General features: G+C 72.4%; 21 protein-coding genes and 1 pseudogene. 18 read left to right on the plus strand and 4 right to left on the minus strand.

All coding sequences use genetic code 11. The features are described 5' to 3' along the window. The first annotated feature begins 88 nt into the window (after positions 1–88). The 3 genes from mfd to ACTMTJ_RS02145 are packed head-to-tail and all read left to right on the plus strand — an operon-like array spanning position 89 to position 5,428. Entirely contained in the window at positions 89–3,718 is a 3,630-nt protein-coding gene (mfd, locus tag ACTMTJ_RS02135; protein ID WP_441214284.1) for a transcription-repair coupling factor, read from the plus strand. 13 nt (positions 3,719–3,731) lie between these two features. Beyond that, positions 3,732–4,460, plus strand: coding sequence for a hypothetical protein (locus tag ACTMTJ_RS02140; protein ID WP_441214285.1), 729 nt, complete (start codon positions 3,732–3,734; stop codon positions 4,458–4,460). Then, entirely contained in the window at positions 4,457–5,428 is a 972-nt protein-coding gene (locus tag ACTMTJ_RS02145) for a nucleoside triphosphate pyrophosphohydrolase (RefSeq protein ID WP_441214286.1), read from the plus strand. The genes ACTMTJ_RS02140 and ACTMTJ_RS02145 overlap by 4 nt, the downstream gene beginning before the upstream one ends. A gap of 23 nt (positions 5,429–5,451) precedes the next feature. On the opposite strand, the pseudogene ACTMTJ_RS02150 reads toward ACTMTJ_RS02145, so the two are convergent. Beyond that, a pseudogene (locus tag ACTMTJ_RS02150) lies at positions 5,452–6,291 on the minus strand (DMT family transporter); the annotation flags it as partial. Between the two features lie 38 nt (positions 6,292–6,329). Here ACTMTJ_RS02150 and pdxR point away from each other — a divergent pair. From pdxR to ACTMTJ_RS02170, 4 genes are read left to right on the plus strand one after another with little or no spacing between them, the layout of a single operon-like run. Then, positions 6,330–7,715: a MocR-like pyridoxine biosynthesis transcription factor PdxR gene (gene pdxR, locus ACTMTJ_RS02155; RefSeq protein ID WP_441214287.1), complete on the plus strand. Its 1,386-nt coding sequence runs from the start codon at positions 6,330–6,332 to the stop codon at positions 7,713–7,715. Continuing rightward, positions 7,690–9,300 (plus strand): DUF885 domain-containing protein, encoded by a 1,611-nt coding sequence (locus tag ACTMTJ_RS02160; RefSeq protein ID WP_441214288.1) that lies wholly within the window; start codon positions 7,690–7,692, stop codon positions 9,298–9,300. The genes pdxR and ACTMTJ_RS02160 overlap by 26 nt, the downstream gene beginning before the upstream one ends. A gap of 35 nt (positions 9,301–9,335) precedes the next feature. After that, positions 9,336–9,851, plus strand: coding sequence for an RNA polymerase sigma factor (locus ACTMTJ_RS02165; protein ID WP_441214289.1), 516 nt, complete (start codon positions 9,336–9,338; stop codon positions 9,849–9,851). Then, entirely contained in the window at positions 9,848–10,996 is a 1,149-nt protein-coding gene (locus ACTMTJ_RS02170; RefSeq protein ID WP_441214290.1) for a hypothetical protein, read from the plus strand. Before ACTMTJ_RS02165 ends, ACTMTJ_RS02170 begins: the two co-directional genes overlap by 4 nt. Before the next feature lie 626 nt (positions 10,997–11,622). Here ACTMTJ_RS02170 and ACTMTJ_RS02175 read toward each other — a convergent pair. Next, on the minus strand, positions 11,623–12,312 hold the full coding sequence (locus ACTMTJ_RS02175) for a hypothetical protein (protein WP_441214291.1): 690 nt from the start codon (positions 12,310–12,312) through the stop codon (positions 11,623–11,625). Positions 12,313–12,433: 121 nt separating this feature from the next. Here ACTMTJ_RS02175 and eno point away from each other — a divergent pair, with 121 nt between their 5' ends. From eno to ACTMTJ_RS02195, 4 genes are read left to right on the plus strand one after another with little or no spacing between them, the layout of a single operon-like run. Beyond that, a complete protein-coding gene (eno, locus tag ACTMTJ_RS02180) occupies positions 12,434–13,717 on the plus strand; it encodes a phosphopyruvate hydratase (RefSeq protein ID WP_441214292.1) in 1,284 nt (427 codons plus the stop codon). A 46-nt stretch (positions 13,718–13,763) separates the two neighbouring features. After that, on the plus strand, positions 13,764–14,345 hold the full coding sequence (locus ACTMTJ_RS02185; RefSeq protein WP_441214293.1) for an FtsB family cell division protein: 582 nt from the start codon (positions 13,764–13,766) through the stop codon (positions 14,343–14,345). Beyond that, the gene (locus ACTMTJ_RS02190; RefSeq protein ID WP_441214294.1) at positions 14,342–14,836 is read left to right on the plus strand and encodes a DUF501 domain-containing protein; all 495 of its coding nucleotides are present in this window, start codon (positions 14,342–14,344) and stop codon (positions 14,834–14,836) included. Before ACTMTJ_RS02185 ends, ACTMTJ_RS02190 begins: the two co-directional genes overlap by 4 nt. Next, the gene (locus ACTMTJ_RS02195; RefSeq protein ID WP_441214295.1) at positions 14,821–15,327 is read left to right on the plus strand and encodes an amino-acid N-acetyltransferase; all 507 of its coding nucleotides are present in this window, start codon (positions 14,821–14,823) and stop codon (positions 15,325–15,327) included. Before ACTMTJ_RS02190 ends, ACTMTJ_RS02195 begins: the two co-directional genes overlap by 16 nt. A 379-nt stretch (positions 15,328–15,706) precedes the next feature. On the opposite strand, the gene ACTMTJ_RS02200 is transcribed toward ACTMTJ_RS02195, so the two are convergent. Further along, entirely contained in the window at positions 15,707–16,261 is a 555-nt protein-coding gene (locus ACTMTJ_RS02200; protein ID WP_441214296.1) for an NUDIX domain-containing protein, read from the minus strand. Positions 16,262–16,279: 18 nt separating this feature from the next. Between ACTMTJ_RS02200 and ACTMTJ_RS02205 the strand changes: the two genes are divergently transcribed. Next, on the plus strand, positions 16,280–17,185 hold the full coding sequence (locus tag ACTMTJ_RS02205) for a Ppx/GppA phosphatase family protein (RefSeq protein ID WP_441214297.1): 906 nt from the start codon (positions 16,280–16,282) through the stop codon (positions 17,183–17,185). Positions 17,186–17,230: 45 nt separating this feature from the next. On the opposite strand, the gene ACTMTJ_RS02210 is transcribed toward ACTMTJ_RS02205, so the two are convergent. After that, positions 17,231–17,659, minus strand: a complete 429-nt coding sequence (locus tag ACTMTJ_RS02210) for a hypothetical protein (RefSeq protein WP_441214298.1) — start codon at positions 17,657–17,659, stop codon at positions 17,231–17,233. Between the two features lie 177 nt (positions 17,660–17,836). Here ACTMTJ_RS02210 and ACTMTJ_RS02215 point away from each other — a divergent pair, with 177 nt between their 5' ends. From ACTMTJ_RS02215 to ACTMTJ_RS02240, 6 genes are all read left to right on the plus strand, one after another. Further along, on the plus strand, positions 17,837–18,283 hold the full coding sequence (locus tag ACTMTJ_RS02215) for an LppU/SCO3897 family protein (RefSeq protein WP_441214299.1): 447 nt from the start codon (positions 17,837–17,839) through the stop codon (positions 18,281–18,283). Between the two features lie 163 nt (positions 18,284–18,446). Beyond that, positions 18,447–19,130 (plus strand): dienelactone hydrolase family protein, encoded by a 684-nt coding sequence (locus ACTMTJ_RS02220; RefSeq protein ID WP_441214300.1) that lies wholly within the window; start codon positions 18,447–18,449, stop codon positions 19,128–19,130. 19 nt (positions 19,131–19,149) lie between these two features. After that, a complete protein-coding gene (locus ACTMTJ_RS02225; protein ID WP_441214488.1) occupies positions 19,150–19,863 on the plus strand; it encodes a uracil-DNA glycosylase in 714 nt (237 codons plus the stop codon). A 58-nt stretch (positions 19,864–19,921) separates the two neighbouring features. After that, entirely contained in the window at positions 19,922–20,623 is a 702-nt protein-coding gene (locus ACTMTJ_RS02230) for a DUF4129 domain-containing protein (protein ID WP_441214301.1), read from the plus strand. Beyond that, positions 20,620–21,210 carry a hypothetical protein gene (locus ACTMTJ_RS02235; RefSeq protein ID WP_441214302.1) on the plus strand — a complete coding sequence of 197 codons (591 nt, stop codon included), beginning with the start codon at positions 20,620–20,622 and terminating at the stop codon, positions 21,208–21,210. The genes ACTMTJ_RS02230 and ACTMTJ_RS02235 overlap by 4 nt, the downstream gene beginning before the upstream one ends. Continuing rightward, on the plus strand, positions 21,207–22,256 hold the full coding sequence (locus ACTMTJ_RS02240) for an AAA family ATPase (protein ID WP_441214303.1): 1,050 nt from the start codon (positions 21,207–21,209) through the stop codon (positions 22,254–22,256). The genes ACTMTJ_RS02235 and ACTMTJ_RS02240 overlap by 4 nt, the downstream gene beginning before the upstream one ends. The last annotated feature ends 20 nt before the right edge of the window (positions 22,257–22,276 follow it).

A 22,276-nucleotide genomic window follows, 5' to 3' on the forward strand; every position in this document is an offset into this window, starting at 1 on the left:
GCTGTGGGAGAGCTAGGGTGGAAAGCGACACCCCCCGTCCGGTTCGGGCGCGGGGCTTTCGCGCGTGCCCGTTAAGGGGAGGCCTCCCATGAAGCTCGCCGGTCTGCTGCCTGCCGCCCTCGGCGATCCGGCGCTGGCCCGCGTCCGCGACCGGGCTCGGGGCACCGGGTCCGACGGGCTCGACCTGACCGCGCCCGCCGCGTTGCGGCCGTTCGTCGTGGCGGCGATGGCGGCGGACGCGAAAGCGCAAGGTGCGCACAAGCCGGTCCTCGCGGTCACCGCTACCAGCCGGGAGGCCGACGACCTCGCGCTGGCACTGGGCAGCCTGATCCCGGGCGACGAGGTGGCCGTCTTCCACGCCTGGGAGACGCTGCCGCACGAGCGGCTCTCGCCGCGTTCCGACACGGTCGGGCGGCGGCTGGCGGTGTTGCGGCGGCTGGCGCACCCGGAGGGGAGTCCGCTGCGGGTGGTCGTGGCGCCGGTGCGGTCGGTGCTTCAGCCGATGCTCAAGGGGCTCGGCGACCTGGAGCCGGTCGAGCTGCGGCCGGGTGGCGAGGCGGCCCTGGAAGGCGTGGCGCGGCGGCTCACCGACATGGCGTACGCCCGGGTCGACCTGGTGACCAAGCGCGGCGAGTTCGCGGTCCGCGGTGGCATCCTCGACGTCTTCCCGCCGACGGACGAGCATCCGTCGCGGGTGGAGTTCTGGGGCGACGAGGTCGAGGAGATCCGCACCTTTGCGGTCGCCGACCAGCGCACGATCGAGGCGGTCCAGCAGCTGTGGGCGCCGCCGTGCCGTGAGCTGCTACTCACCCCCGACGTCCGGGAACGGGCCAGTGAGCTGGCACAGAAGCATCCGGAGCTGGAGGAGATCCTCGAAAAGCTGGCCGAGGGCATCCCGGTCGAGGGGATGGAGTCGCTCGCGCCGGCGCTGCTCGACGGCACCGACAGCATGGAGCTGCTGGTCAACACCATGCCGGCCGGCACGCACGTGCTGCTCTGCGACCCGGAACGGATCCGCACGCGGGCACACGACCTGGTGCGTACCTCGGCGGAGTTTCTGGAGGCCAGCTGGGCCGCGGCCGCCGTCGGGGGCCAGGCGCCGGTCGACCTCGGCGCCGCCGCGTTCAAGACCCTTGCCGAGGTACGCGCGGTCGCCGGCGACCTCGGGCTGCCCTGGTGGAGTGTGTCGCCCTTCGGCCTGGCCGAGGCGGACGCACCCGAGGCACACGCACCGGAGGCACAGCCGTGGGAAGACCCGCTGCCCGAGGTGACGGTGACCCCGGACAGCGGCGACGCGGTCACGGTGACCGCCCAGGCGGTGCCGCTCTACCACGGTGAGACCGCGCGGGTGGTCGACGACCTCAAGCGGTGGTCTGGCGACGGCTGGGCGGTGGCGCTCGTCTTCGAGGGGCACGGACCGGCCCAGCGCGCGGTCGAGGTGCTGCACGACGCGGGTGTCGGCGCCACGATGGTCGAGTCGATCGACGCGCCGCCGCAGCCGGGGCAGCTGCTGGTGAGTTGCGGTGCGCTCAACCACGGCTTCCTCGACCAGGCGTCCCGGCTCGCGGTGATCACCGGCAACGACATCACCGGCGGCCGTGGCGCCTCCACCCGCGACATGCGCAAGATGCCCAGCCGGCGGCGCAACACCATCGACCCGCTGGAGCTGCGGGCCGGCGACTTCGTCGTGCACGAGCAGCACGGCATCGGCAAGTACGTCGAGCTCGTGCAGCGCACGGTCAACGGCGCCTCGCGGGAGTACCTGGTCATCGAGTACGCGCCGAGCAAGCGCGGCCAGCCCGGCGACCGCCTCTTCGTGCCGACCGACCAGCTCGACCAGCTCTCCCGCTACGTGGGCGGGGAAAATCCGGCGCTGCACAAGATGGGCGGCGCCGAATGGCAGAAGGCGAAGGCGCGGGCGCGCAAGGCGGTGCGCGAGATCGCCGCCCAGCTGATCCAGCTCTACGCCGCGCGCAAGGCGTCGAAGGGGCACGCGTTCGGGCCGGACACGCCGTGGCAGCGGGAGCTGGAGGACGCGTTCCCGTACACCGAGACGCCCGACCAGCTGGCCGCCATCGAAGAGGTCAAGCAGGACATGGAGCAGCCGATCCCGATGGACCGGCTGATCTGTGGCGACGTCGGCTACGGCAAGACCGAGATCGCGGTACGCGCGGCCTTCAAAGCGGTGCAGGACGGCAAGCAGGTGGCCGTGCTCGTGCCCACCACGCTGCTCGCGCAGCAGCACTACAACACGTTCACCGAGCGGATGGGCCAGTTTCCGCTGGAGATTCGGCAGCTGTCCCGCTTCCAGACGCCCAAGGAGTCCGAGCAGACGCTGGCCAAGGCCGCCGACGGCACCGCCGACATCGTGATCGGCACCCACCGGCTGCTACAGACCTCCACCCGGTTCAAGAACCTCGGCATGGTGGTCGTCGACGAGGAGCAGCGCTTCGGGGTGGAGCACAAGGAGTACCTGAAGCAGCTCCGCACCGCCGTCGACGTGCTCACGATGTCGGCCACCCCGATCCCGCGCACGCTGGAGATGGCGATCACCGGCATCCGGGAGATGTCGACGATCGCCACGCCGCCGGAGGAGCGGCACCCGGTGCTGACGTTCGTGGGGGCGCACGACGACAAGCAGGTCGCCGCCGCCATCCACCGCGAGCTGCTCCGCGACGGCCAGGTCTTCTACCTGCACAACAGGGTCGAGTCGATCGACCGGGCGGCGCGCCGCATCCGCGAGCTGGTACCCGAGGCGCGGGTGGCGGTCGCCCACGGCCAGATGGGCGAAGACGCGCTGGAGAAGGTCATGGTCGGCTTCTGGGAGAAGGAGTACGACGTCCTGGTCTGCACCACGATCGTCGAGTCGGGCATCGACATCCCGAACGCCAACACGCTGATCGTGGAGCGGGCCGACCTGCTCGGCCTCGCCCAGCTGCACCAGATCCGGGGTCGGGTGGGGCGTGGCCGCGAGCGGGCGTACGCCTACTTCCTCTACCCCCGCGACAAGCCGCTCACCGAGCACGCGCACGAGCGGCTGGCCACGATCGCGCAGCACACCGAGCTGGGCGCCGGCATGTACGTGGCGATGAAGGACCTGGAGATCCGCGGTGCCGGCAACCTGCTCGGCGGCGAGCAGTCCGGGCACATCGAGGGTGTGGGCTTCGACCTGTACGTGCGGATGGTCGGCGAGGCGGTGCAGCAGTTCAAGGGGGAGCGGCCGGCCGAGGAGGAGGTCGACGTCAAGATCGACCTGCCGGTCGACGCGCACCTGCCGCACGACTACATCGGCGTGGAGCGGCTGCGCCTGGAGATGTACCGCAAGCTCGCCTCCGCCCGCACCGCCGCGGAGCTGGACGAGGCGGTCGTGGAGATGCGCGACCGCTACGGCGAGCCGCCCGCGGCGGTGGCCAACCTGGTCGCGGTGGCCAGGTTCCGGCTGGTCGCCCGCTCGTACGGCCTCACCGACGTGTCCGTGCAGGGCAAGCACCTGCGCTTCGCCCCGCTGGCGCTGCCCGACTCGAAGCAGTTGCGGCTCAAGCGCTACCACCCCGACGCGGTGTACAAGCACGCGATCGACCAGGTGAGCGTGCCGCGGCCGAGCACCCGCCGGATCGGTGGCGAGCCGCTGCGCGACCAGGCGTTGCTGGAGTGGTGCGTCCAGTTGCTCAAGGACCTGCTGGGCGACCCCGTACCGGCCGCGGTCGGCGGCGCGTGAGAGAGTGTCGGCCATGAACCGTGGCCGCCGGCTGGCATCCATCCTCGTCGTCGCCTCGCTGGGCCTGGGCAGCCTCGTCGGTTGCCAGACCGAGACCGGCAAGGCCGCGTTCGTGGGTGACACGACGATCAGCGAAGACCGGGTCTCCGAGGTGTACGACGACGCGGTGGCCAAGGCGCCCAAGGAGGAGCCCACTCCGGAGGCGTCCGGGTCGCCCGCGCCCGCCGCCGAGCAGTCGGTGACCCGCCAGGAAGTCGTCGACCTGCTGGTGAGCCTCGAGCTGGCCCGCCGCGTGGTGAAGGAAAAGAACCTGCCGCCCGCGCCGCAGCCGATCGACCCGGCGGCGGTCGCCGACGCGCGCAAGCTGCCCGCCGACAGCGAGTACGTGAAGCTGGCCGCCGAGTGGTACGAGCTCCAGTCGGTGATCCTCCAGAACGCCCCGCGCTCCCAGCTCACGGACGAGGGCATCACCAAGGTGTACGAAGCGCTGGTCAAGGTCGACGTGATCCAGCCGGGCGCCCCGGTGGACGAGGTGCGAAAGTCGATCGCGCAGATCCCCTCCGCCGTGGACGGGATCGTCGTGGCGACCGCGCTCGGCGCCGCCTTGGAGTCGACCGACACCAAGGTCAACCCCAAGTACGCCCCGGTCAACGCGCCGGTGTTCCTCAACACCGGCCAGGGCCTGATCTTCTTCGACCTGCCCTACATCTCGTCCGACATGGTGACCGACGTTTCTCTATGACGGCCCGGCTCGTACTGCTCGTCACCTCGCCCCGCCTGCCGGTCGGCCTGCTGACGGCGGAGGCCTGGGATCTCGTGCGCGCCCACCCGGTGCTGGCCGGCGCGGAGAGCGGGCTGGCCGCCGTCGTGCGGTCCGCGGGCGGTTCGGTGACGATCGCGAGCGGCACCGACGCGCTGCTGGACGCGGCGGGTGCCGACGGCACGGCGGTGTGGCTGGCCGGGCCGACAGGTGACGAGGCGTTCGCCCGCGAGCTGGGTCTGCGGCTGACCCGCGAGCCGGGGCGGGCCGAGCTGGAGCTGATGTACGGCTCGTGGGATCCGCCCGGCGCCCGGCTGATCGACGCGGTCACCGTGATGGACCGGCTCATGTCGCCCGGCGGCGACCCCTGGAAGCGGCAGCAGACGCACGCCACACTCGCGCAGTTCCTGCTGGAGGAGTGCTACGAGGCCTACGACGCGATCGAGGCGGGCGACCTCGGCGCGCTGCGCGAGGAGCTCGGTGACGTGCTGCTCCAGGTGGTGCTGCACGCGCGGATGGCGGAGGAGCTGCCCGAAGACGAGCGGTGGTCGGTCGACGACGTGGCCGGCGACCTGGTGGCGAAGCTGATCCGCCGCAACCCGCACGTCTTCGCCGGCGCGGCCGTGGCCGGGGTGGACGAGATCATCGAAAACTGGGAGCAGATCAAACGGGCCGAAAAGTCCCGCGACTCCGCTGTGGACGGCATCGCGCTCGCCCAGCCCGCGCTCGCGCTGGCCGCCAAGATCATGCAGCGGGCGGAGCGGGCGGGCATCGAAGTGCCGCTACCTCAGGCCGAGGACGATCTCGGTGCGGCGCTGCTGGCCATCGTCGCCGACGCCCGCTCGCGCGGGCTCGACGCGGAGGCCGCGCTCCGGCGGACCGCGCTGTCGTACGCCGAATCGGTGCGCGCGGCCGAAGCCGGCTCCGCGCGCCCAACCGAAGCCGGCTGAGCGGTCAGGCCCACCGCCAGCCCGAGCGCCACCACCAGCACGCCCGCGGTCTGGCCCGGATCGGGCAGGCGGCCGGCCTGTATCGCGGCGGTGACCAGCGTGGCCACCGGCATCAGGCCGACGATCATGCCGGCCCGCTCCACGCCCAGCCGCTGCAACCCGGTGAACCAGGCCACGAACGCCACCACCGTCATCAGCAGCGCCAGGTAGCCGAGCGTGACCGCCTCGACCGGCGTGGGCGCCCGCCACTCGGCCACCTCACCGGCCGCGAGGCCGCCGACCAGGAGCAGCGGGGCGGCGAGCCCGCAGCTGTACGCGGCGACCCGGATCGCTCCCAGGCGGGGCAGCACCGCGGCGGCGAGCAGCGAGAAGAGCACCTCGCCGACCAGCGCGCCGAACGAGGCGAGCACGCCCACCGCGTCGGCCTTGCCGGAGCCCTGCACGAGCGCCGTGCCGCCGACGACCACGGCCGCGGCCACCACGATCCGGGCGGCCGGTCGGGCGCCGCGGAGCATCGGCGCGAGCAGCGCGAGGCCGAGCGGGGCGGCGCCGATCACGGTGCCGACCACGGCCGCGTCGGCGTGCGGCAGGGCGATCAGGATGCAGACGTTGAACGCGGCCAGCCCGGTCGCCGCCAGCACGGTCAGGATGCCCAGCTCACGGCGGGTTGGGCGGACCCGGCCGCGGACCAGGAGGGCGAGGATGAGGGCGGCCAGCCCGTACCGCAGCGCCTGGCCGGTCAGCGTGGGGTAGTCGAGGATCAGCTGGCTCAGCGACACCGAGCTCCCGACGATCACCATGCCCGCGATACAGAGCAGCGCGCCAACCTTCATGAGAGCGACGCTATGGTGGCAGTGGTCCATAAGACAGAGCCACTTGAGCGCGACGATGGAGGACCATTTTGTGGGAGGCGCTGGTCCATCTCGACCGCGAACGGCCGGGACTGGCCGACCAACTCATCGACGCGCTCCGCGACGCCATCGCCGACGGCCGCCTCGCCCCCGGCACCCGCCTGCCGTCCAGCCGCGCCCTCGCCGCCGACCTGAAGCTCTCCCGCGGCGTGGTGGTGGAGGCGTACGAGCAGCTGGTAGCCGAAGGCCGTCTCCTGTCCCGCCAAGGCGCCGGGACGGTGGTCGCGGCCTTGACGAGCGAGCCCGTCCGGCGACCCGCCGAACCCCCCGATCAGCAGGCGATGGCGGTGCTGCTGCGGCCGGGCGTGCCCGACCTCGGCATGTTTCCGCGCGCGGCGTGGCGCCGGGTGTACGAGAAGACGCTGGCGCACATGGCGGACGCCGCGCTCGACTACGGCGATCCGTCGGGTGCGCGGCGGCTGCGTGCCGAGCTGGCCAGCTACCTCGGGCGGGTGCGCGGCGCCCGGGTCAGCCCCGGCCAGATGATCGTGACGACCGGGGCGGCGCAGGGGTTCGCCGTGCTGGCCGCCGCGCTGCGGGACGGCGGGGCGACCGCGATCGGCTTCGAGGAGCCGGGCAGCTACGGCGTGCGCGGACACCTGGAAAGCCACGGGCTGCGCCTGGTGCCGGTGCCGGTCGACGGCGACGGACTCGACGTGGCCGCGCTGGAACGCTCGGGCGTGCCCGCCGTCTTCGTCACGCCGGCGCACCAGTTTCCGACCGGTGTCGTCCTCGCGCCGGCCCGCCGCGCGGCACTGGTCGAGTGGGCGCGGCGCACCGGCGGGCTGATCGTCGAAGACGACTACGACGCCGAGTTCCGCTACGACCGCGACCCGGTCGGGTGCCTACAGGGGATCGCCCCGGACACCGTCGCGTACATCGGCTCGGTCAGCAAGGCACTCGCTCCGGCGCTGCGGCTCGGCTGGCTGGCCGTACCCGAGAAATGGCGGGACGCGGTGGCCGAGCGGAAGGCGTGGGCCGACCTCGGCGGGCCCGTCCTGGAGCAGCTCGCGTTCGCGGAGATGCTGGCCGGCGGCGGGTACGACCGCCACCTGCGCCGGGCCCGGCTGGAACACCGCCGGCGCCGGGACGCGCTGGTCGCGGCCCTGCGGCGGCACATGCCCGGCCTGCGTATCTCCGGCGTGGCGGCCGGCCTGCACCTGGTCGTCGAGCTGCCGGAGGGCGTCGACGACGAGGCCCTCGCCGAGCGGGCGCGGGCCGCCGGGCTGGGCCCGCTGCCGCTCTCCCGCATGCGCCTGGCCAGCGGCGGACCGCCCGGACTCGTGCTCGGCTACGCGGCGAACCCACCCGGGGAGCTCGAAACGGCCGTACAGCAGCTAGCGTCTGCGTATGGCGCAGTTCGTACCGCTCGCTGAGCGCATCGTCGACGCAGTCCTGGAAAGCAACCCGGCCCTCGCCTCCTATGTGGGCGATCACCGCTTCGACGACAGGTTGCCCGACCTGTCCGCGAGCGGCGTGGCCGCCCAGGTGGCGATGCTGCGCGACGCGGGCAACGCGCTCGCCGAGGTCGACGCCGACACCCTCGACCCGCCCGAGCAGGTCGACCACGCGGTACTGACCGCGCTCGTCGAGCGCGGGCTGTTCGAGGCCACGGAGGTACGCGCGCACGAGTGGGACCCGCTCGAGCACAACCCCGCGCCGTTGATCTACAACCTGATCGCCCGCCCCTTCGCGTCCACGGAGGAGCGGCTGGCGAGCCTGGCCGGCCGCCTCGCCGCCGTCCCCGACGCGCTGGCCACCGCCCGCGCCACGCTGCGCGACTGCCCGCGCGTGCACGTGGAGACCGCGGCCGGACAGTTCGCCGGCGCGGCCGCCCTGGTGCGCGAGGAGGTGCCCGGCATGCTCGCCGCGGCGCCCGGGATGCGCGCCACCGTCGAGCCGGCGGCCGAGACCGCGGCGGCCGAGCTCGACGGGTTCGCGGCGTGGCTCCGCTCCAAAGTGGACGGCGCCGACCGCGACCCGCGGCTGGGTCGCCGGCTGTGGGAGGCACGGCTGTGGCACACGCTCGACACCGAGCTGCCCGCCGCGCAGGTGCTCGCCCGCGCACAGGCCAATCTCGAGCGCGTCACGGAGGAGATCCGCGCCGCGGCGGCCGAGCTGGTCGGCGGTCCGCCCGACGACGAGACGGTACGCCGCGCGCTCGGCCAGCTGTCCGCGGAGCGGCCGGACGAGGAGTCCATCGTGGACCTCGCCAAGGTGACGCTCGGCGAGACCACCGACTTCGTCCGCGCCCACGACCTGGTCGGGCTCGTCGACGACCCGTGCGAGATCCTGCCGATGCCCGAGTTCGCCCGCGGCGTCGCGGTGGCCTACTGCGACGCGCCCGGCCCGCTGGAGTCGGACGACCTGCCCACGTTCTACTGCATCGCGCCCGCCCCGGCGGACTGGCCGGCGGAGCGGGTCGAGTCGTTCTACCGCGAGTACAACAACCAGATGATCCGCAACCTCACGGTGCACGAGGCGATGCCGGGCCACTTCCTCCAGCTCGCACACGCCCGCCGATACCGCGGCACGACCCGGGTGCGCGCGATCGGCTCGTCCGGCCCGTTCGTGGAGGGCTGGGCCGTCTACACCGAGGAGCTGATGGTCGGCCTTGGCTTCGGCGGGCTGCCGGTCCGCCTTCAGCAGCTCAAGATGCAGCTGCGGATGAGCATCAACGCCATCCTCGACCAGCTGGTGCACTGCGAAGACATGTCCGAGGCGGACGCGATGGCGCTGATGACCGGGCGGGGCTTCCAGGAGGAGGGCGAGGCGGCCGGCAAGTGGCGCCGGGCGCTGCTCACCTCGACGCAGCTCTCCACCTACTTCGTCGGCTACACGGAGGTCGCCGACATCGCGGCCGCCCGCCCGGCCGGCACCTCACCCCGTGAGTGGCACGACGCCATGCTCGCCCACGGCTCCCCGCCACCCCGCCATCTGCGCACACTCCTCGGCGTCTGAGGGGAACCAGGCGGGCGCCCGGTGCGTGTACCGGCGTGAGCATCCCGACGGCGTCAAAGGCGACCCACCGCGCCGACCTGGGCACGTTTCCGGAGTTCTACCGGGCCCACGTGCACCGGGTGTACAAGGCGCTGGCGGTGACACTGGGCAATGACGACGTGGCCCGGGAGGCCGTCGACGAGGCGATGACCCGTGCGTACGCGCGCTGGCGCCACGTCCGCGAGCTGGACAATCCCGCCGGCTGGGTCTTCCGTGTGGGCTTCAACTGGGCCACGTCGTGGTGGCGCAAGGTACGGCGGGAACAGGGCGTACTCACCGAGGAGCGGCACCCGCGCGCGGCGGCGACCGACCCTGCCGCGTTCGCCGCCCGGGCGGCACTGGACCGATTGCCGCGCGCCCAGCGCGCGGTGATCGTCTGCCGGGTGCTCCTGGAGCTCTCCACCGCCGAGACGGCGCGCGCCCTGAGCATCTCCGAAGGCACCGTCAAGAGCCGCCTCTCCCGCGGGTTGACCGCCCTGCGGCAGGAGCTGGAGGGAAGGAGCGAGTCGTGAGCGTCATACCTGAGGACCTTGTCGACGCGGTGCACGACGCCGCGGCCGGCACCACCGAGTACATCCCCGACCTCGGCGGCATCGAGCAGCGGTGGCGGCGCCGCAGGCGGCGGCGGGCGGTCGCCGGCGCCGCGGGCGTGGCCGTACTCGTCGCGGTGAGCCTGGCGGCCCTGCCCGTGCTCGGCAGCCGGGGCGCCGGGCCTGACCAGCGCCCCGCGGGCGAGGACAAGACCGCCCAGCGCCTGATGATTCAGGGCTACTGGTCACTGAGAATGGGCGAGAACGGCCCCGAGTTCGGCGTGTCCTTGCCGGCCGGCACCGCCTTCGAGGTCCAGCCGGATGGCGCGGTCGCCCGCTGGGGCCTGCCCGAAAAGCTCGTCGTGAGTGACGCCGTGGGCCTGCCGGACGGCCGTGTGGTGGTCGCCGCGCGGGAGAAGTCTCAGCCGGCGTTCTTCGGAAGCCCTCCCCCACGGGGCGAGGGACGGCCGTTGGACGGTGCCAGCCTCAAGCCCGACAGACTCCTGGTCCTGTCGCGGGAGGGGACGGTCGAAGTGGCCAGGTCCGTGGGTAACGGCGGCCTGACACGGCTGGTGGGTGCGACGGCCGAGACGGCCTACCTGCTGAGGCACACCGGGCTCGTGGCGCACACCCTGGCCACCGGCGAGGAACGCGTCCTCGTCCCCGCCGACCGCCTCGCCGAGCACTACTGGTCCGAGGTCAGGGACGCCGACGTGGCCGGCGACCGAGCGCTGATCACCGGCGAACGCCAGCGCCGCTGCTACCTCAAGGTGGTGGACCTGCGGACGGGATCAACCGCGGAGCACCCGGTGACGCCGGGTGCCTGCCACGAAGTGCGGATGGCGCGGATGTCACAGGACGGCCGCCTAGCCGCCGTCAGCTACCAGCGGGCCGTCAAAGAGCCGCTGCGGCTGGCCGTCGTGGACCTGACGACCGGCGCCTCCCGGCTCGACGTACCGACCCCGGCGCCGGGCGAGGAGAGCCCGGATCTCGGGTTCGGCGAAGCGGTCGGCCTGGCGTGGCCGGACGGCACCCAGGTCCGGCTGGCCATGGCCCGCGCACCGCGCGCCGACCGCGTCTACCCGCTGGACGAGGTGCTGCACGTGCGCACCTTCGACGTCAACTAGCGCGGCACAACCTTCACCGGGTGAGCCGGCGGCTTCGGCCGCCGCTCACCCGGGCTGGCGAAATTGTCCCGGGTCCGCGTCAGCTGCGGACCGCCGCTCCCGCCGGAGACCGCGCGGGTCGGCGGCGAGCTGGCGCTCGCCGAAATCCCCGACCCACGCTGCCAGCTCCGCGCCCCAAGCCGTTCGCCTTTTGGAGTATGCGGCTTCGGGGTTGGCCTGGCCGCGAAACACCATGATCGGCGGCTCGCCGGCCGCTTTCCCAGTGTTTGGGGATGTGGTTCAGCATCCGGGATGCGTCATGATCGTTAGCCCGGAACCCGTGTGACACGCGGGCACGAACGCGGGTTTTGGGCTAACGATCACCGAAGGGCGAGAGCCACCGCGCTTGCGAAGCCTTGCTTGGCCCGGCCTCGAGCGACCAAAACCGCGAAAGTCGAGCTGCCCGAATGGGGCATTAGATACCAAGATCTGGTGGCCCGTGGGCTTGCACCGCGGACCCGGCAGCGGAGCGTCGGGGTTTCGGCGAGCGCCAGCGACGCCGAAACCCCGACCGGAGCGGTGCCCGCGGGAGCAAACGGTCTACAGGTGACGCGGACATGGGCAACGAAAAGGGAAACACCCCGCCTCTAGGTGCCGGATCGCTCGTCGACGATCTTGGCGCCGGCCGGGAGGGTGAACGCGTCGGGGTCGGTCTGGTCGCGGTAGCGGGTCATGGCGATGTCGACCTCGCTGCCGTCGACCACGCCGGAGAAGCTGCCGAGCACCCCGTCGATCGTGATGCACGCGTCGAACGCGGAGGCGGCGGCGTCGCGGATGCCGCGCACGGCTACGCACGTGGCGGGCCTCCCGGCGATCGTGGTGCCGCTCTGCTCGATCGTGGCGCCGCGCTCCAGCGACGCGGTCGTGAGCAGGCTGATCACCACGGTCGGTGCGATCAGCCCGTGCGCGCCGGCGTCGCGGAAGGCGGCGACGGCCGGCTCGTTGTTGGGCGTGGGCGCCTCGGTTAGCGTGCAGGTCGTCGTGGCGCCCGCGCGCCGGCAGTCGGCCGTGGCCTCGTCGGTGACGGTCAGCTTGCCCTCGGGGTACATGTACGCCGAGCGCAGCGGGGACTGGGCCTGGGCGATCGTGGCGGTGCGGCCTTCGGGCAGCTGGTACTCCGCCGAATAGGTCAGCTGGCCCGACGCGTCGAGCCGGCTGGCCAGCTCGTTGACGAGGTCGGCGCGGTCGATCGCCCCGCCCGTCTCGCCGCAGCCCGGCACCGCCGCACCCAGCGTCACCGCCACCAGCACGAGACGGACGAGACGGGCGCGAGGCATGGGGGCCAGGGTACTGAGTTTCGACCTGCCGGCGAGCCCAATTCCCGCCCTCATTAGGCTCATCGGCGAAGCCTCGGCCGCAGAGCGGCGGCCCCTGAACATCTAGGCGAGGAGCGTCACAGTGGCCACCATCGAGGGAATCGTCGCGCGGGAGATTCTCGACTCGCGCGGCAACCCCACCGTCGAAGTCGAGATCGGGCTCGACGACGGCACGATCGCGCGCGCGGCGGTACCGTCCGGCGCCTCCACCGGCGCCTTCGAGGCGGTCGAGCTGCGCGACGGCGACAGCGGCCGGTACAACGGCAAGGGCGTCGAGAAGGCCGTCGCCAACATCGAAGACCGGATCGTGCCCGAGCTGATCGGGTACGAGGCGAGCGAGCAGCGCGCCATCGACCAGAAGATGCTCGACCTGGACGGCACGCCCAACAAGGGGGATCTCGGGGCAAACGCCATCCTCGGCGTCTCCCTCGCGGTGGCGAAGGCGGCGGCCGCCAGCGCCGAGCTGAGCCTCTTCCGTTACGTCGGCGGCCCCAACGCGCACGTGCTGCCGGTGCCGATGATGAACATCCTCAACGGTGGCGCGCATGCCGACTCCAATGTCGACGTGCAGGAGTTCATGGTCGCGCCGATCGGCGCGCCGACGTTCCGCGAGGCGCTGCGCACCGGCGCGGAGGTCTACCACGCGCTCAAGTCGGTGCTGAAGAAGAAGGGCCTGTCGACCGGGCTGGGCGACGAGGGCGGCTTCGCGCCCAACCTGCCCACCAACGCGGCCGCGCTCGACCTGATCGCCGAGGCTGTGCAGGCCGCCGGGCTGCGGCTGGGCAACGACATCGTGCTCGCGCTCGACGTGGCGGCGACCGAGTTCTACAAGGACGGCGCGTACGTCTTCGAGGGCTCGCCCAAACCCACCGACGAGATGATCAATTACTACACCAAGCTGGTCGACTCGTACCCGATCGTGTCCATCGAGGACCCGCTGGCCGAGGACGACTGGGCCGGCTGGTCGGCGTTCACCGCGGCGCTGGGGGAAAAGATCCAGATCGTCGGCGACGACCTCTTCGTCACCAACCCGGAGCGCATCGCGCGCGGCATCGCCGAGAAGGCGGCCAACTCCGTGCTCGTCAAGGTCAACCAGATCGGCTCGCTGACCGAGACACTCGACGCGGTCGACCTCGCCCACCGTGCCGGCTTCACGTGCATGATGAGCCACCGTTCCGGCGAGACGGAGGACACCACGATCGCCGACCTCGCGGTGGCCACCGGCACCGGCCAGATCAAGACCGGCGCGCCGGCGCGCTCCGACCGGGTCGCGAAGTACAACCAGCTGCTTCGCATCGAAGAGGAGCTCGACGACGCGGCGCGGTACGCGGGGGCCGCGGCCTTCCCGCGGTACCATCTGTCCTAGTTGATCTAGGGCTGCGACAAGCGCCCCGGATCACGGGGAGGACGTGATGACGCAGAGGCTCACGCCGGGCGGGCAGGGCCCCGCCCGGCGCCCGGGACAGCGGAGCCGGGCCGCGCCACCGCGGACCGGCCGCCCGGTGTCCCGGGGCGCCGAAGCCAAGGAGAGCGCCGAGACCGGCCGCTCGGCCAACCGCCCGGCCGCCCGGCGCGCGCCGGTGCGCCGCACCAACGCGCCGCAGCCGCGCCGCTTCACCGGCCGCGCGACAGTGCTGCTCGTCGTGCTCATCGCCCTCGCGCTCGGCTACACCTATCCGGTGCGGGTCTACCTGACCCAGCAGTCCGACATCGCGAGCATGGAGCAGGCGCAGGCCGACCAGCGCCGGCGGATCGGCGAGCTGAGCGAGCAGGCGGCGCTCTGGAAAGACGAGCGGTACATCGAGATCCAGGCGCGAAAGCGGTTCTACATGGTCTACCCGGGCGAGGTGCCCCTGGTGGTGCTCACCGACCCCGAGGGGGCGGCCCGCGACGCCGGCACCCCGCCGGACGCCGGCAAGAGCCAGCCCGCCGACCCCTGGTACGACACGCTGTGGTCCTCGATCCAGGCCGCGGACGCGGAGAGCGACCGATGAGCGAGCCCGCTACCGCCGCCGACCTCGACGCGGTGGCCGCCCAGCTCGGCCGCACCCCCCGCGGCACGCGCGCGGTGGCGCACCGCTGCCCGTGCGGCCTGCCCGCCGTGGTCGAGACCCGGCCGCGCCTCGCCGACGGCACACCGTTTCCGACGCTGTACTACCTCACCTGCCCGCGCGCGACCGCGGCGTGCAGCCGGCTGGAGTCCGCCGGCGTCATGAAGGACATGGAGGCGCGGCTCGCCACCGATCCCGACCTGGCCAAGCAGTACCGCGCCGCGCACGACGACTACCTGACCCGCCGCGAGGCGATCGAGCACGTGCCGGAGATCGAGGGCACCTCGGCCGGCGGCATGCCCGGCCGGGTCAAGTGCCTGCACGTCCACATGGGACACGCGCTGGCGGTCGGGCCGGGCGTCAACCCCTTCGGCGACGAGGTGGTCGAGCAGGTCGGCGCCTGGTGGGCGGACGGACCATGCGTGACATCGTGATCCGCCGGGCCCGCACCGCCGACGTGCGGGCCATCCGCGACCTGATCGACACCTACAGCGAGGAACGCCGCCTGCTCAGCAAGGCCACCGTGACCCTCTACGAAGACGTGCAGGAGTTCTGGGTCGCCACCCGCGGCCCCGACGGTGCTGTGGTGGGCTGCGGGGCGCTCCACGTGATGTGGGAAGACCTGGCCGAGATCCGCACGGTAGCGGTGCACCCCTCCTGCCGCGGCCTGAAGATCGGCCACGGCATCGTCTCGGAGCTGCTCGGCGTGGCGCGCGAGCTCGGCATCGCGCGCGTGTTCGTGCTGACCTTCGAGACCGGCTTCTTCGGCTCGTTCGGCTTCGTCGAGATCGACGGCGCACCCGTGCCGGCGCCGGTCTACGAGCAACTGCTCCGCTCGTACGACGAGGGCGTCGCCGAATTCCTCGGCCTCGAGCGCGTCAAACCCAACACCCTCGGCAACAGCCGCATGCTCCTCCACCTCTAGAGACCTTTCGGGGTCGGGGTCGCCGCCCGTCGTGGCGTTGCTTCGAGGCAAATTTGCCCATGTTCTTCGCCATCCTGACGCAGCGTCACGAGCTCATGGGCCGGGATAGGGGGTCGAAGGCCCCCGACTCCGAAAGGTCTCTAGTCCGGCGGGGCCTCGGGCTCCGGACGGGGCCGGCTGGCCTTGTTTCGCGTTACTGGGTGGGTGGCACGGCTCGGGCTTCGCACGTTGGCTGCGGCTAGGGGATTGACCGGGCCGCGGACTACCGTGGCCGGCAGGTCGCCGGTCCGCCTTCCCACTGGTTGGGGATGCGGCGTCATGATCGTTCGCCCGGAAACGACACGACACGCCGGGAAGAGTGCGGGTATTGGGCGAACGATCATCGGGGAAAGCGGCAAAGGCTGGAGAGCTTGCGGACGAAGCGCCGGAAGTGCGGGTCGAAGATCTCGCCGGCGTCCGCGATCTCGCCCGGCGTCCACCAGCGGGCGGCGTGAAACTCCTCGCTCGCCGGCACCGTCCAGGCGCGGTCGCCCGGTGCCACGTACCAGATGCTCACGTCGGTGTGCCCGGCGTCGATGCTCCTCGTCAGAGTCGCGGTGAGGAAGACCGGCCGCACGTCGACCGTGACGCCGAGCTCTTCGTGAGCCTCTCGGCGGGCGGTGTCCGCGGGGTGCTCGCCCGGGTCGACGTGGCCGCCGGGCGGCAGCCACAGGCCGGCCTTGACGTGGTCGACCAGCAGGATGTCGCCTTCCGCGGTGATCGGCACGACGTACGACACGAGGTGGCGTGGCGGCGTGGCCGGCTTGACCCGGCGGAAGACGTCGTCGGTGCTCTCCAGCCAGCGCAGCGTCTCCTGCCGGTGGGTCGCTTCCAGGTCGTCCAGGGGTGTGATGGCGGCGACGATGTCGTGGACCGCGGTGACCGGCGGGAGCATCCGGCTAGGGTTTCACGCATGACGAGGGTGGCGGCGATCGACTGTGGGACCAACTCGATCCGGCTGCTGGTGGCCGACATCGACGGGTCGCTGACCGACGTCGTGCGGCGCATGGAGATCGTCCGCCTCGGTCAGGGGGTCGACCGCACCGGCCGGCTGGCCCCCGAGGCGATCGAGCGCACCCGCGTGGCCCTCGCCTCCTACGCGGCCCAGATCCGCGAGCTCGGTGCCACCCGTGTGCGGATGTGCGCCACCTCGGCGACGCGCGACGCGGCCAACGCGGGCGACTTCCGCGGCATGGTGGTCGAGACGCTGGGCGTCGAGCCGGAGGTGGTGACCGGCGAGGAGGAGGCGCGGCTGTCGTTCACCGGCGCGGTGCGTGGCCTGAGCGCCGAGCCGCCATACCTGGTGGTCGACATCGGCGGCGGCTCCACCGAGTTCGTGGTGGGGGAGTCCACCGTGGAGGGTGCGATCTCCGTCGACATCGGGTGCGTCCGGATGACCGAGCGGCACCTGCACGGCGACCCGCCCACGGCCGCCGAGATCGCCGCGGCCACCGATGACGTCACCGCCACGGTCGACCGGGCGTTGGCCGCCGTGCCGGGGCGGGAGGCCCGCACGCTGGTGGGGCTGGCTGGCTCGGTGACGACGGTGGCGGCGATCGCGCTCGGCCTGCCCGAGTACGACCCGGGCCGCACCCACCACGCGGTCGTGTCCTATGACGAGGTGGCCAAGGTCACCGGCGAGCTGCTCGCGATGACGACCGCCCAGCGGCTGGCGATCCCGGTCATGCACCCGGGCCGCGCGGACGTGATCGGCGCGGGCGCGCTCGTGCTGCGGGTCGTCATGGAGCGCGCCGCCATGCCGGCGGTGGTCGCCAGCGAACACGACATCCTCGACGGCATCGCCTGGAGCCTGGCGTAGAGACTGGCGCCTGGCATAGAGACTGGCGCCTGGCGCAGGAGCGGGTCAGTTGGTGCGGCGCAGCTCGGCCCGGGACTGCTCGCGGGGCTCGGACTCGTCGCGTGACCACCACCAGGCGTAGCTGATCGCGCCCGGCTGGGGCAGGTGCAGGATGATGCGGGCCACCAGCGGCCCCTCGTACGCGGTGAACTCGCCCGGCTTGGTCTGCGTGAAGCGCACCACCCCGGGCAGCTCGAGGCACGCCACGTGCAGCTCCAGCCGGCCCGCCTCGCCAGCCACCAGCACCGTGTGCTCGACGTGTTGCAGGCCGTTGTGGTCGTTGGTGGCCTCGTAGTCGAGGGTCACCGCGCGGCCGCGCACGATCGACGCCACCGCCATCCTCGCCACGAAGGGTCCGCTCTCCGGGCCGTCGCCGCGCCCCCGGTAGACGCCGCTGGCGTTTGCCAAGCGTCCCAACACATCCTCGGCCTGCACGGCGACACACTAGCTGCTGGCGGCAAGTACCGGGGCGTCGCATCCACAGTGGACACTTGGCGATGCGTTGCCGCCTGTGTCCGGACACTCGCATTAGGTGACCGGGGTGGCGGCGGCCGGGCCGGCTCGCTTAGGTTGCCACCGCCGAATGACCATCGCCCGGGAGAGGACCCCGCCGTGACCAACCAGCCACCTTCGTCGCCAGCCCAGGAAGAGGGTACGGCGCCGGAGCCCGCGCCGATCCCCGCCAAGAAGGGTGGCGCGAGCAAGGTGATCCTCGGCATCGTGGCCGTGCTCGCGGTGGTGGTCCTCGCGGTTGTCGCCGTCGTCGTCGTGCGCGGGGTGCTCTCCACCACCGACCCGACCCAGGACGCCAAGGCGGGCGACTGCCTCGCCAACCTGCCGCAGGCCCAGCCCGGCGAGGAGGCCAACGTCAAGGACGCCAAGGTGGTGGCCTGCGACTCGCCCGACGCCAAGTACACGGTGTCCGGCCGGGTCGACGACGTCACTGTCGCGCAGGCCTCGGTCGACGAGGTGTGCGAGCCGTTCAAGGACGCCACGATGCGGTACTACGCGATCCCGGCCGGCGGCAAGGGTTACGTGCTCTGCCTGAAGCCGGCCTGATACCCCGTTCCCCGCGGCGGCGAGGCGTACACAGAGCAACAGGGAGGTGTACGCCACGCCGCCGTTGCCTTTCCCCACCCCGGTACGGCATGGCAGGCTACGCGCACGCAAGAACGCCACTGTGCGACCAGCCAACGATGACTGACCGGCAGGAGGACGGCCTATGGGCGAAATGGTTAGCTACCGCAGCAACGGTGGGACGAGTGAGGGATATCTCGCTCTACCGTCCGCCCCCGGCGCCTCAGCCGTCGTAGTGATCCAGGAGTACTGGGGCCTGGTGCCGCACATCATCTCGCTCACCGAGCGGTTCGCGGAGGCGGGATTCGTGGCGCTGGCGCCGGATCTCTACCACGGCAAGCACACCACCGAGCCCGACGAGGCCGGCAAGCTCATCATGGGCCTCGCGATGGACCAGGCCGCCAAAGACATCGCCGGCGCCGCCGCGTACCTCGCGGAGCGGCCGGAGACCGGTGGCAAGGTGGGCGCGGTCGGCTTCTGCGCGGGTGGCAGCCTCGCGCTGTGGTCGGCGACGCTGTCCGAGCGGATCGTCGCCACGGTCGGCTTCTATCCGGTGCTCCCGTGGGAGCGGATGCGCCCCGACTGGTCCGGCTACTCCGGCAAGTCGGCCGTGATCCACTGCTCCGAGGGCGACGGCACCTCGGCGGCCGAGGGGGTGCAGCTGGCCCGGCGCTCGATCGAGGAGGCCGGTGGCGACTGCGTCCTCTACGACTACGCGGGCACCAAGCACGCCTTCTTCAACGACGACCGGCCCGAGGTCTTCGCCCGGGAGGCGGCCGCGAGCTCCTGGGCCCGCACGCTCGACTTCCTCCGTACCAAACTTGGCTGAGACCAGGACCCCCGATGAGGTGGCCGGCCGCGCACGCCGGTCGGCCACCCTCGACGATCTTGACGTCGCCGTCTCCGACTGTTTCGCCTGCCCCCGGCTGGTGGCCTGGCGGGAGGAGGTGGCCGCGACCAAGCGGGCCTCCTTCCGCGACCAGGAGTACTGGGGCCGGCCCGTCCCCGGCTACGGCGCGGGCGACGCGCGGCTGGCCATCCTCGGCCTGGCGCCCGCCGCGCACGGCGGCAACCGCACCGGTCGCATCTTCACCGGTGACCGCTCCGGCGACGTGCTCTTCGCCGCGCTGCACCGGGCCGGCCTGGCCAACCAGCCGACCAGCGTGTCACGCGACGACGGGCTGGCGCTGCGCGACACCCGCATCTTCGCCGCGGTCCGCTGCGCGCCGCCGGACAACAAGCCCACGCCGGGCGAGCGCGACACCTGCGCGCCGTGGCTGCACCGCGAGGTCGAGCTGGTCAAACCCACGCTCCGGGTGGTGGTCGCGCTGGGTGCCTTCGCCTGGGCCGCGTGGTGGCCGGCCATGGCCGCGGTGTACGGGGTACGCCCGCCCGTACCCCGGCCCGCCTTCGGTCACGGGGCCCGATGGAGTGGCGCGGACGTGCCGGCATTGATCGGCTGCTACCACGTGAGCCAGCAGAACACCTTTACCGGGCGGCTCACACCCGCGATGCTGGACGATGTGTTCGCCGCCGCGAAGCACCTCGCGGGGCTTGCCTGACGCCGGGCGGTACGGTTACAGGCACGCCCGACTATTGACATTCCGGACATAACGCCAAATGACTCCTGGTTCACTGCGCAGATTGTGGCCACTGGCCGCTGTCGTCCTGCTTCTCGCCCTCGCGGCGGTCGCTGCCGCGCACTCCTCGCCCCAGATCGGCCGGGTCGACGAGCCGGCGATCGACAGCGGCCCCGCGCCCCAGCTCGAGGAGCACGACCTGGAGCGGGAGCCCACCCCCCAGCCGGGTGACTTCGTCGACACCGACCCGACCCAGGTGCCCGGCTGGCTGGGCACGGCCGCCTTGGTCATCGGCTGCGTCATCCTGGCCGTACTCATCGGTGTGATGGTCTGGACCCTCGCCCGCGAGGTCAGCCGCCGGCGCGTGCGCGGCAAGATGCCGCCGCGCCAGGTGAGCCGCACGGCGAGCGCGGAGGAGGTCGTCGCCGCCCTCGACGCCGGTCTCATCGACCTCTCCGACGCCGACCTCGACCCGCGGCGGGCGGTGATCGCCTGCTGGCTGCGCCTGGAGCAGGCGGCGGCCGCGGCCGGCACCCCGCGCCAGGCCACCGACACGCCCACCGACCTCGTCACCCGGCTGCTCGGCCAGCACAACGTGAGCGGTGACGTGCTGGCCAGCTTCGCCGACGTCTACCGCGAGGCGCGGTACGCCACGCACGCCGTCGACGAGCGCATGCGCGAGCAGGCCCGCGCCGCCCTCCAGCGCCTGCGCGCCGAGCTGACGGCGGAGGCAAGGGCGTGAGCGTCGAGACGAGCATCGACGACCTCCTGGTACACGAGGAGGAGCCGCCCCCGCAGCCCAAGCGCGTGGCCACCGGCGCCGGCTGGTGGATCCGCACGGTGCTGATGGCCGCCGGCCTCGCCGCGGTCGCGGTCTTCGGCATGCGGATGGCCGGCCTGACGCTGGCCATCCCGCTCGCCTTCGCGGGCTGCCTCGCGCTGCTGCTGCTCCGCCGGGTCGTCGCGTACGTGGCGGCGCCACCGCTGGCGAAGATCGGGCTGCGCCGCGTGGTGGGCGAGGAGAGCGGCTCGTACAACTGGCGGACCAGCCAGGACGCCCTGCGCGTGGCGGTGCACCGGTGGGAGGTGCCGCTGGGCTGGTCCCGCCGCGAAGACCTCGACCGCTACCTGCGCACCGTGCCCAAGATGCTCCGCGAGCTCGCCGACGAGCGCCTGCGCCAGCGCCATGGCCTTACCATCGCCAGCGACCCGAAAAGCGCCCGCGCGCTCCTGGGCGAAGAGTTGTGGACCATCCTGACCACCCCGGTCAAGCGCCCCGTGGCGCCGCGCGATCTGGCGGCGTCCATCTCCCGACTGGAGAAGCTATGAGCGACGACGTCCAAGCGGTGCCGGTGTACGAGGTGGGGCGCCTCGCCCACGCCGTGCTGGACACGGTGGGCACGGTGGTGGTGGGCAAGCGCGGCGCCTTGGAGCTCGTGCTCTCCGGCATCCTCGCCGGCGGCCACGTGCTGCTCGAAGACCTCCCCGGCCTCGGCAAGACGCTGACCGCGCGGTCGTTCGCGCAGGCGCTGGGGCTCGACTTCCGGCGGTTGCAGTTCACACCCGACCTGCTGCCCGCCGACGTCACCGGCTCGTTCCTGTACGACCAGCGCCGCTCCGACTTCACGTTCCGCGCCGGGCCGGTCTTCACCAACCTGCTGCTCGCCGACGAGATCAACCGCACGCCGCCGAAGACACAGGCCGCCCTGCTGGAGGCGATGCAGGAAAAGCAGGTCTCGGTCGAGGGCGTCACCTACCGGCTCGACGAGCCCTTCCACGTGCTGGCCACCGCCAACCCGATCGAGTACGAAGGCACCTACCCGCTGCCCGAGGCACAGCTCGACCGCTTCCTGCTGCGGGTCTCGTTCGGCTACCCCAGCCGCGACGAGGAGTGGGAGGTGCTTCAGCGCCGCATGTCCCGCCGCCGCGAGGAGGCCGAGCTGCGGGCGGTGGTCAACCCCGCCACCCTGCGCGGCATGCAAGCCGCCCTGGAAGACATCGCGGTCGAAGACTCGATCGGCCGGTACATCGTGGACCTCACCGCCGCCACCCGCGAGCACCCGTCGGTGCTCGTCGGTGCCTCCCCGCGCGGGTCGCTGGCGCTGCTGCTCCTCTCCCGGGCGCGGGCCGTGCTCGCCGGCCGCGACTTCGTGATCCCGGAAGACGTCAAGGAGGTCGCCGCGCCGGCGCTCGCACACCGCATCACGCTCCGCCCGGAGATGTGGCTGCGCCGCGTCGACCCGTCCTTTGTGGTGGGTGAGGTGCTGGAGAAGGTGCCGGCACCGGCGAGCGGCGCGCTGCCCACCTACGCCGCCGGCTTCGGCGGCCGGGAGCCGGGCACCCGGATCACCGAGCCCCTCGAGCCGGGCCGGTGACGCTTCTCCGGCCCGCCGTT

Origin of the sequence: Phytohabitans sp. LJ34 (assembly GCF_052068095.1) — a bacterium.
Lineage (GTDB): Bacteria > Actinomycetota > Actinomycetes > Mycobacteriales > Micromonosporaceae > Phytohabitans.